A 9,381-nucleotide genomic window follows, 5' to 3' on the forward strand; every position below is an offset into this window, starting at 1 on the left:
TGAGGTGACCCCCGGAGTGTGGACACAGGGGTTTCATGCCGCGAGGGAGAGTTTAGCCGGGGTGTGGTGCTGTTGTTCGAACTCCAGCGGTGAGAGGTAGCCGAGCGCGCTGTGGCGTCGGCGGGCGTTGTAGTAGGTGAGCCACTGAAAGATCTCCAGCCTCGCCTGGCTCATCGTCCGGAACAGCGTGCGGTGCATGGCCTCGCGCTTCAGGCTCTGCCAGAGGCTCTCGGCCAGGGCATTGTCGTAGCTCGAGCCGACCCGGCCCATGCTCCGGCGGATGCCGTGCCGGTCGCAGACCTGCGCGAACGCGGCCGAGGTGTACTGGGTGGATTCAACCGGTGGACGCAACACCGGCTTCCTGTAGTGATAGTAGGTGCTCGTTGAGGGCTTCGGCAGGTGTCTTCCAACCGAGGCTCTTGCGGGGTCTGCTGTTGAGCGTGGCGGCGACCGCTTCGATATCCTCAGCCGCCCATCGGGACAGGTCGGTGCCCTTCGGGAAGTACTGCCGCAGCAGACCGTTCGTGTTCTCGTTGGTACCGCGCTGCCACGGGCTGTGCGGGTCGGCGAAGTAGACCGGAACGCCGGTCTCGATGGTGAACTGGGCGTGCGCCGAGAGCTCCTTGCCACGGCCCCAGGTCAACGACCGCCACAGCTGCTCGGGCAGGCTGCCGATCGTCGTTGCAAGCGCGTCCTTCATGGTCACAGCGCCGTAACCGGCCAGCGGTGGACCGTTCTTGGTGCGGGGAACGATACCGTAGCCGTCCTGGCGGGGCAGGTGGACGAGCACCGTGAACCGGGTCGTGCGCTCGACCAGTGTGCCGATCGCCGACCGCTCGAGTCCGATCAGGAGGTCGGGCACTGTCACGTTGTCGGTGGCGGGGTGGGATGATCTTCGGGTTGGTCGTACTCAGGTTGAACTCGTAGTGTCGGCCGGGCTGATCATGCTGGGTCCCATGATCAGCCCGGTCTCGGCGAGGCAGCCGTTGATCAGTTCGGGGCGGTATTGGATCTTCTTGAGCTTGCGTTTCACGATGCGGGTGAGGCTGCCCAGGTCGGCTGCGACGAAGTTCGCGATCGACCGCTTGAGCAGTGACCAGACGCCCTCGGTGGGGTTGAGGTCGGGCGCGTAGCTGGGCAACTGGTACACCCTCAGCCAGGTCCTGTTCTGCTCCGCGTAGTCCGCCAGTTCCTGTCGCAGGTGCACGGAGAGGTTGTCCCAGCACCACACGACCGGGGTGTCCAGCTGCTGATGGGTCGCCGCGATCAGGTCGCGGTAGTCCTGCCAGGTGAAGCTCTTCGGCTCGTCCTTGCGGCCGTGGTAGACGTGCAGCTTGTAGAACAGGCGGGTGCGGTGGCCCTCGCGGTAGCAGCAGACGCCGGCGATGTTCACCCGCCCGCGCCCCCGGCCGCGCACCCGTACCGTCGGACGCTCGCCGCGCGGCGCCCAGGTCCGTCCCCGCGGCGGACCCAGGGCCTGTCCTGCCTCGTCCTCGAAGCAGATGTGGGCGCCCAGGTCCGCCGCCACTCTTTTACCTGCGGCCACACCTGCTCCTTCCAGACCTCGACGGCGGCCTCGTCCCGCTCCACGGCCCGGCGCACCGGCACCTGGCGGCTCCAGCCGTGCCGGCGCAACAGCTTCCACACCCCCTGCACCGTGTACCCGACATGGAACATCCGGGCGATCAGCAGCTTGATGCGCTTCAGCGTCCACCGCTGGTCGTCCTCGAAGCCGTGCGCCAGCGGCCCCCGCTTCAGCTCCGCCTCCAGCCGGGCCCACTGCCCGGCCGACAGCCGCTCCACCGACACCGGCCCCTTCGAGAGCAGCGCCTGCGCCCCGCCCGACTCCCACGCCCGCCGCCAGCGCCCGACCGAGCGATCACTCACCCGCAACTCCCGCGCGATCCCCGCCGTCGTCTCCCCACGCCCGAACCGCTCCGCCGCCTCCAGCCTCAACCGCTCCCGCGCCGCCTGCTCCTGCGGCGTGTACCCACCCGCCTGCGCATACCTCATCCCCATGGCATACCGCAGAGATCATGAACCGTCAGTAGCTACGGCGGCACTACGAGTTCAACCTGAGTACTTCCGGTTCCCGCCGAGTTTTCGCGAGGTGGAGGAGCTGATGCTCGAGCGCGGCGTGGTCGTCTCCTACGAGACGGTGCGCCGCTGGTGCGCCAACTCACGGAAGCTGAGCGGGAACCGGAAGTACAGCCACACACAGTGCGAGATGACCTCCACCGGGTACCGGTGACCCTTGTACGACGGCGACACGGACGACACGGAGAGCCCCTCCCAGCACGATCAACCCGAAGATCATCCCACCCCGCAGCCAATGTGACAGCACCCTCCAGATGGCCCCCGACCCGCTGTTCGCCCCGGATAACGTGCCATCTCCGAGGCAATAAACCGGACATGACGACCAGCCGTCCCCGGCCGCGCGACGGAGGGGAAAACACCACCACCGTGACCCGCACCCCGACCACCCCACCCACCACCGAGCTGCGCCACATCGCCGACCTGACCGAGGCCGACGTCCGCGCCCTCACCGCCTTCCTGCGCCGCCACATCGGCCAGGACCACCACCCGGGCCACACCTGTGCCCTGGCCATGGACTCCATGGTCACCACCGCGAGCGTCGCCCGGCAGTGCCTGGAACAACTGCTCGCCGACGGCGCCCCGACAGACCCGGCCCGGCGCCTGGAGGCGCTGCTCCGCCTGGACGACGCGTGGGGCACCCTGCATGCCGCGGCCCGACACCGGAGCACCTCGCCCGGATACGACAGTGCCCGCTGACGACGGCCGCACCGCCTCGACCAGGAAACGACCGACCGGTGAGCGAGGACCTGGAACCCGGTCGACGCCGGGCGGCGGCCAGCGATCCCCGCCCCCCGGGCCGGGCGACGACGACGCCGAGAGCAGGTCCGATCCGGCCACCGCAGTCCCGGACGCCTTCGATCAGGCTGCGGACGACGTCCGACCGGCCGAGACGAGGAGCGGCTACACCCGGGACCGGGCGCTGTGGGCCGAGTTCCACGACTGGCCGGCCGAGCGGACCCGGCCCCGGCGCCCGAAACGACCATCACCATCGACACCCTGGCCGGCGTCGTCACCTGGCTCGCCCGAGTGCAGCGGGCCGTGCCGAGCTTCATGGCGTCTCAACCTGGATACGCGGCCGTTCTGCTCCGCAGCGTGGCGATCACCGGCTGTCGGCCTGTCCGTTCCGACCGTTAGCCTGTCGGTATGCCAGATCGTGTCGTCCCGGGCCGCGTGGGCGGCCTGATCACTCTGGCCGCTGCGGACGCTCTCTGGGCCGATTTGACGACCGACAGCGTTGTGCCGGCCGCTTTCGCGGCGTTGACCTGTTCTCCTGCCGATGCCGCGGCGGGGTATGTCCTGCTCGGCGTCCGGGTGGTGGCGACGGTGCAAGGGGACGGTGGCCGGTGGAGTGTTTCGGAGATCGAGGTCCGTGAGGCGGCAGCGGCGCTGTGCGTGGTGGAGATGGACCGCCAGGACCTGGTCCGGGTCGGCCCGTTTCGCGGTGTGACGAAGCCGGAGCACGACGGGGGATCGTCGCTGCGGTGGCGCCGGCGCATCGCCCAAGACCTGCGGGAGCCAGGCAGTCCTGAGCCGGCAGCAGGACACAAGGCTGGCCGGCCGCAGCATCTGGCGGGGATCGACTGGCGCCGGATGCTCGTGGAGCGGACCCGCGACCGCACGGCGCCGACATGGTGGTTGCCGCGCGCCGTGGTCAGGGTGCTGGACGCGGCCGAGCACGCCGAAACCCGCTGGCTGCAGGCAACACGGGCTACTGAGGCAGGGGCAGCCGTCGCCGGGCCGCCTTCCCACCGGCGCCAGATCCGAACTGCCGACGGTCGGCAGACCGAGGTCACCCCCGATAGCCCGACCGTCCTGCTGCGCCCGTACGAGGGGGAACTGGAGGGCCACCGGTATGCGGTGCTCAGCAGGAAGCCCGGTGTCTCCCGCAGGGTGGCCAGGTGGAGGTGCGCGGTCTGCTTCGCCGCCCCTGCTGCGGTGCTCGATCACTGTCACGAGCACGGCTACGTCCGCGCCCCGGTCTGTCAGTCCTGCAACGTGCAGGAACGGCCCGACCACCTGTACAGCAACGACATCCGCGTGGCCGGCCGCTACACCCACCTCTTCGACACCCACGCCGCCACCTGGCTGCGCCACTGGCACCGTTGCCCCGGCTGCCGCGCCCGCACCACTCTCCCCCTGCCCCACCTCGCCGCCTGGACCGCCCACACCGCCTGCCGATCGCTGCGCCAGACCCACCGCGACCCCCGCGGCTCCCGTGGGCGCACGCCCTGCGGGGTGCTGCGCGTGTCCTGGACGGGCAGTCACAACGCGCCCGCCTCCTGTGTGCTCACGGTCTCGGTCGACTTCTGCCCGTCCGGTGAGCACCGGGTCCTGGCACGGGTCTCTTACCGCGAGGCCGCCGAGCGGTTCCGCGCCTGGCTTGCCGCAGCTGCCCCTGCCGTGGCCGCCGCGGCCGGACCCAGCCGCCTGGACAACCTCCCCGCCCGGTTCCGGCCGGTCATCGCCGACACCAGCAGTGACGGCCTGCTGCTGTTCTGACCGGCCAAGGGTAGGCCTACTCGGCCCACCGGGGAGTGGATGGCCGCTACGGTGGCCTGGACAAGAACAACCGGGGTGGGCAGACCGCTGTGATCGGAGCCGACGCAGACACCGACGACGGCCTCGAACGCGTGGCCGGGGCAGTGGCCTGCCGCAGCGGGGCACCGCGTACGGATGGCCAGGGACGGCAGTGGCCTGGGCCACGGTAGGGAAGGTGTGGTGAGTTCGATCCGTACGGCCGGCTCTGTGTTGACGGCGTGGCTGCGCACCCTGGACCCGCCGGGCTTGGGCCGGCTGCTCGCCGCGCGGCCGGATGCGGTGGCCGTCCCGGTGCCGCGCAGTGTGGGGGAGCTGGCCGAACGGCTGCAGCGCCCCGGGTCGGTGTCCGCCGCGCTGCAGCGGGTGCCGCTGCCGGGAGTACAGGCCGCCGAGGCGCTCGCGGCCCTGGCCGACCCCACCGGCACGGGGGACCTCGCGGTGTTCCTCGGCGTCCCTGTCCCGGATCTGGAGGAGACGCTCCGGGTGCTGGCCGAGCATGCGCTGGTATGGCCGGACGGGCAGAACAGACTGCACATGGCCGCGGCTCTGCGCCGGATGTGGCCCACCCCGGTGGGACTGGAGGCCGGCCTGGAACAGCTCGCCGGGGTGAAGACGTCCGAGGAGCTGCGCGCCGTCCTGGTGGCGCTGGGTGTCGAGCAGCCCCGGGGCAAGGCGGAGCGCCTGGCAGCCCTGGTGGCGCACCACGCCGATCCGGTGAGGGTCCGGGCGGTGGCAGACAGTGCACCGGCGCACGTCAGGACTGTTCTGGAGCAGTACGCCGACGCCGGTGCCGGCAGTGCGGGTGCTGGTGGGGTGGGTCTGCCGGGGCGTGGTCAGGGGGTGCAGTGGGCGTTGGAGCGGGCGTTGCTGGTCCGTTCCCCGTACGCGTACGAGGCGCCGCGGATGCCGGCCGAGGTCGCCCTCGCTCTGCGAGGGTCCGGTTGGTGTCCGCCGTTCACTCCGAAGGCCCCGCTGCCGGAGCTGGTGGCCGTTACCGGCCGGGAGGTGGAGCGGGAGGCTGCCGCGGCGGCGACCGCGTTCGCCGGTCGGGCGGCCGCGGTGCTCGCGGAGTGCGCCCGGCGTCCGCCCGCGCAGTTGAAGGCTGGCGGCCTCGGGGCCCGGGAACTCGCCCGCCTGGCCAAGGCCACCCGCACCGGTGAGCAGACGGTGCGCCTGGTGCTGGAGATCGCCCACACGGCCGGGCTGCTGGCCCGCACCGGCGATCTCGTGCCGGCGACCGCCGCCTACGACGCGTGGGCCGAGCAGGAACCCGCCGAGCAACTGGCCCTGCTGCTCCGTGCCTGGCGGCGCCATGAGGGGACACCCAGCCAGTCCCGGGACCGCGACGGCAAGGCGCTGCCCGCCCTGGACAGCCCGCCGTGCACTGGCTGCCGCGATGCCCGCCACAGCCTGCTCACCACCGCCAGTCTCCTGCCCGACGGCCACGGTGCGCGGAGCAGTGCAGAGCTGGGGCCGGTGGTGGCCTGGTACCGGCCGCTGGCGGACCGGCTGCCCGAGGACGAGAGCGCGTTCGCCACCCTGATCGGCGAGGCCGAGCTCGTCGGTGTCCTGGCCCGCGGGGCCCTCTCGCCGCTCGGTGCCGCGCTGCTCGCCGATGACCCCGACGGGCTCCTCGACGCCGCCGCCCGGCTGCTGCCGGCCGCCAGCACCACCGCCCTGATCGGCGCGGATCTCACCGCCGTCGCCCACGGCGTCCCCTCCACCCGCCTGACTACCGTGCTGAACGCCTACGCCGACCAGGAGAGCGCGAACGCCGCCACGGTGTGGCGCTTCACCCCCACCAGCCTCCGCCGCGCCCTGGACGCCGGCCACACCCCCCAGTGCATCCAGGCCGACCTGGCCGCCATCACCACCACCCCGCTGCCGCAGCCCCTCGTCTACCTGATCACCGACACCGCCCGCACCCACGGACGCATCCGCCTCGCCACCGCCACCACCGTCCTGCACAGCACCGAACCCCCGCTCCTCGCCGAAATCGCCGCCCACCGCGCCCTCACCAAACTCGGCCTGCGCCAGATCGCCCCCACCGTCCTCATCAGCCCCACCCCCCTCGCCAAGACCCTCACCGCCCTGCGCGACGCCGGCTACGCCCCCGTCGCCGAGAACAGTGACGGCACCACCCGCATCGAGCGCCTCCCCGCCCAACGCGCCAAGGCCACCCCCACACCCCGCCACCGCCGCCCCACCATCACGGCCGACGACCGCCCCGCTGCCCCGACCGATCCCGACAGCCTGACCGATCTCGCGGCCAGGTTGCTGACCGCTCCCGCCACACCGGAGCCGCAATCGACACCGGAGCCTCCCCTGCCCGCCGCTCGCGGCCGCTCCGTGGTTCTCGAGGAGTTCCTCGGCACCACCGAGGACGTGATCGCCTCCTACGCAACCCGCCTGTCCGTCAGCGACATCCGCCAACTCGCGCACGCCGTCGACCACGACCTGCCCATCACCATCGACTACCAGGCCACCACCGGCCGACACACCACCCGAACCCTCAGCGACCTCGACCTCGACCCGCCCCACCTGTATGCCTGGTGCCACCTGCGCGACGACGAACGCTGCTTCACCCTCGCCCGCATCCAGGGCATCATGCCCGCATAACAACCACACAGCCGGCTCAGCTCACTCCCGCTGCCAGTAGCGTAACCGGCTGCCCGTACGGCGTACTCGGTCGAGCGCCATGCCTACGAGTGGGACACGCTGGGCGGAGCGGGCCGGCCGTGGACCCCCGAGCACGACCGGCCCCTGACCCATGGTCAGCCCGGCCTGGGACGGGCCCGCTACGCCCACTCCACGCCGTGCTCGGCGAGCTGCGCGAGCTGGCCCGGGGTCAGCTTCGCCCGGCGGGCCTTCTGGTTGTTCAACCAGGTGCCCAACGCGAAGTGTGACACCAGCACCTGCTCCTCACCTCCCGGACCCGCCTCCACGGCCTCCAGCAGCTCCTTGTGCGGGCGTGGCACCCGGGCGTGGCCTTCCCGCTCGACGAACTGGGCGAGCGCCGCCACGCCCTGGGCGAACCGGTCGGTGCGGGACACCGTCGGCTTCGCCTCGGCCACAGCCTTGGCGGCCACCAGCTCGGGGTCCTCCTCGATGCCGATCGCCGCGAGCAGGTCCCGCTGATCGGCCTCCAACCCGGGCCAGCCGGCCCGCTGCGCCTGCACCCACCGGCCGAGCTGTTCGCCCTCGTAGACGGTGTCCGCTGGCAGCCTCGTCCAGTCGACCAGGCCGTCGGTGTCCAGCCACCACAGCCGGGCGGTGGCGTAGGCGCGCTGCCAGGTGACCGGCCACGCCGGGCACCAGAACGGGTCGATCTCCTCCAACGCCCGCCGCCGCTCCGCCGCCAGCGCCCCCTGCACCCCGGCCGGCACCTGGGCGGAGGATCTCAGCTCGGCCAGCCACGTCCCGATCGCATACCCGCCGACCGACGCCCGCGCCGGCGCCGCCAGCGACCCGCCGTGGCCCTTCGCCCAGACCCGCGCCCAGTCCAAGCCGGCCTCGAACCTTGCGTCGCTCACGGACCTGTGACCGGTGGGAGTATCAGAATTTCGGTGGACACCCTGATCAAGGGAGTCACTGATGAGCTCGCTGACGGATCACCGGATCGAGTCGGTTCCTGAGGGAACGGTTGCGGCGGAGACGGAAACGGCCGATGCCTTGGACATGGGTTCCAGGAGAGACACACGCGGGTCGGACGTGGTGGCGTCCGTGGCCGAGCTGGCGGCCGAGCAGGCCCGGGCCGGCGGGATGCAGCTGCTCGGTGAGGGCGGGCTGTTGCAACAGCTGACCCGGCACCTGCTCCAGGAGGCTCTGGAAGCCGAGATGGACGAGCACCTGGCCGGTTCCGCGGAGTTGGGCCGCAGTGCCCGCAAGGGCGGGAACGCCCGCAACGGCTACCGGTCCAAGACGGTGCTGACCGAGGCCGGCCCGGTCACCGTCGAGGTGCCCCGGGACCGGTCGGGGACGTTCACACCGAAGGTTCTGCCCCGGCATGCGCGTCGCACGGAGGGCCTGGACAACCTGGTCGTGTCGCTGACCGCGAAGGGCCTGACCTCCGGGGAGATCGTCGCGCACCTCGCCGAGGTCTACGGAATGGCGACGAGCAAGGAGACCGTGTCCACGATCACCGACCGCGTCCTGGAGGGCATGGCCGACTGGCGGACCCGCCCGCTCGACGCGGTCTACCCAGTCCTGTTCGTGGACGCTGTGAATATCAAGGTCCGCGACGGGCAGGTCGCCAACCGGCCCGTCTACGTGGTCCTGGGCGTCACGGCCGACGGCTACCGCGACATCCTGGGCCTGTGGACCTCCAGCGGCGGCGAGGGAGCCAAGTACTGGCAGTCGGTCCTCACCGAGATCAAGAACCGCGGCGTGAAGGACTGCCTGATCCTGGTCTGCGACGGACTGACCGGGCTGCCGGACGCGGTCGCGCAGGTCTGGCCGCAAACCGTGGTCCAGACGTGCATCGTCCACCTGCTGCGGAACTCGTTCCGCTACACGTCCAAGCGGGACTGGGCGGCGGTGGTCAGGGATCTCAAGCCGGTCTACACAGCGCCGAACGAGGCCGCGGCGCTGGAGCGGTTCGCCGAATTCACCGCGGCCTGGGAGGCGAACTACCCGGCTGTGGTGAAACTCTGGGAGAGGGCCTGGCCCGAGATGGTGCCCTTCCTCGGCTTCGACACCGAGATCCGGAAGATCATCTGCACCACCAACGCCATCGAGAGCCTCAAC

The 9,381-nt window shown here is 71.3% G+C and carries 6 protein-coding genes and 4 pseudogenes; 5 read left to right on the top strand and 5 right to left on the bottom strand.

Annotated features, from left to right (window positions below):
• Positions 1 to 33: 33 nt before the first annotated feature.
• The 3 genes and pseudogenes from AC2TEW_RS37620 to AC2TEW_RS37630 all read right to left on the bottom strand — a co-directional run.
• Positions 34 to 330, bottom strand: a pseudogene (locus AC2TEW_RS37620) (integrase core domain-containing protein); the annotation flags it as partial.
• A 4-nt stretch (positions 331 to 334) separates the two neighbouring features.
• A pseudogene (locus AC2TEW_RS37625) lies at positions 335 to 856 on the bottom strand (IS30 family transposase); the annotation flags it as partial.
• Positions 857 to 910: 54 nt separating this feature from the next.
• Positions 911 to 2,013 (bottom strand): IS630 family transposase gene (locus AC2TEW_RS37630; protein ID WP_484627710.1). Its coding sequence is split into 2 segments (ribosomal slippage): positions 911 to 1,552 and positions 1,555 to 2,013, totalling 1,101 coding nucleotides; the frame shifts between segments, so codons are not numbered across the junction.
• 67 nt (positions 2,014 to 2,080) lie between these two features.
• On the opposite strand from AC2TEW_RS37630, the pseudogene AC2TEW_RS37635 reads away from it, so the two are divergent.
• Positions 2,081 to 2,170, top strand: a pseudogene (locus tag AC2TEW_RS37635) (IS6 family transposase); the annotation flags it as partial.
• Between the two features lie 11 nt (positions 2,171 to 2,181).
• Here AC2TEW_RS37635 and AC2TEW_RS37640 read toward each other — a convergent pair.
• Positions 2,182 to 2,280, bottom strand: a pseudogene (locus AC2TEW_RS37640) (IS6 family transposase); the annotation flags it as partial.
• Between the two features lie 132 nt (positions 2,281 to 2,412).
• Between AC2TEW_RS37640 and AC2TEW_RS37645 the strand changes: the two are divergent.
• The 3 genes from AC2TEW_RS37645 to AC2TEW_RS37655 all read left to right on the top strand — a co-directional run bounded on the left by AC2TEW_RS37645 (position 2,413) and on the right by AC2TEW_RS37655 (position 7,254).
• On the top strand, positions 2,413 to 2,793 hold the full coding sequence (locus AC2TEW_RS37645) for a hypothetical protein (protein WP_484627711.1): 381 nt from the start codon (positions 2,413 to 2,415) through the stop codon (positions 2,791 to 2,793).
• Positions 2,794 to 3,267: 474 nt separating this feature from the next.
• Complete coding sequence (locus AC2TEW_RS37650) at positions 3,268 to 4,596, top strand: endonuclease domain-containing protein (RefSeq protein ID WP_484627712.1); 1,329 nt, start codon at positions 3,268 to 3,270, stop codon at positions 4,594 to 4,596.
• 246 nt (positions 4,597 to 4,842) lie between these two features.
• On the top strand, positions 4,843 to 7,254 hold the full coding sequence (locus AC2TEW_RS37655; RefSeq protein ID WP_484627713.1) for a helicase-associated domain-containing protein: 2,412 nt from the start codon (positions 4,843 to 4,845) through the stop codon (positions 7,252 to 7,254).
• Positions 7,255 to 7,433: 179 nt separating this feature from the next.
• On the opposite strand, the gene AC2TEW_RS37660 is transcribed toward AC2TEW_RS37655, so the two are convergent.
• Entirely contained in the window at positions 7,434 to 8,168 is a 735-nt protein-coding gene (locus tag AC2TEW_RS37660; protein WP_484627714.1) for a helicase associated domain-containing protein, read from the bottom strand.
• 145 nt (positions 8,169 to 8,313) lie between these two features.
• On the opposite strand from AC2TEW_RS37660, the gene AC2TEW_RS37665 reads away from it, so the two are divergent.
• Positions 8,314 to 9,381 (top strand): IS256 family transposase (locus tag AC2TEW_RS37665; protein WP_484627636.1); only part of this gene is annotated, 1,068 nt, incomplete at its 3' end.

The organism is Kitasatospora sp. NEAU-CNBT7 (assembly GCF_057220535.1).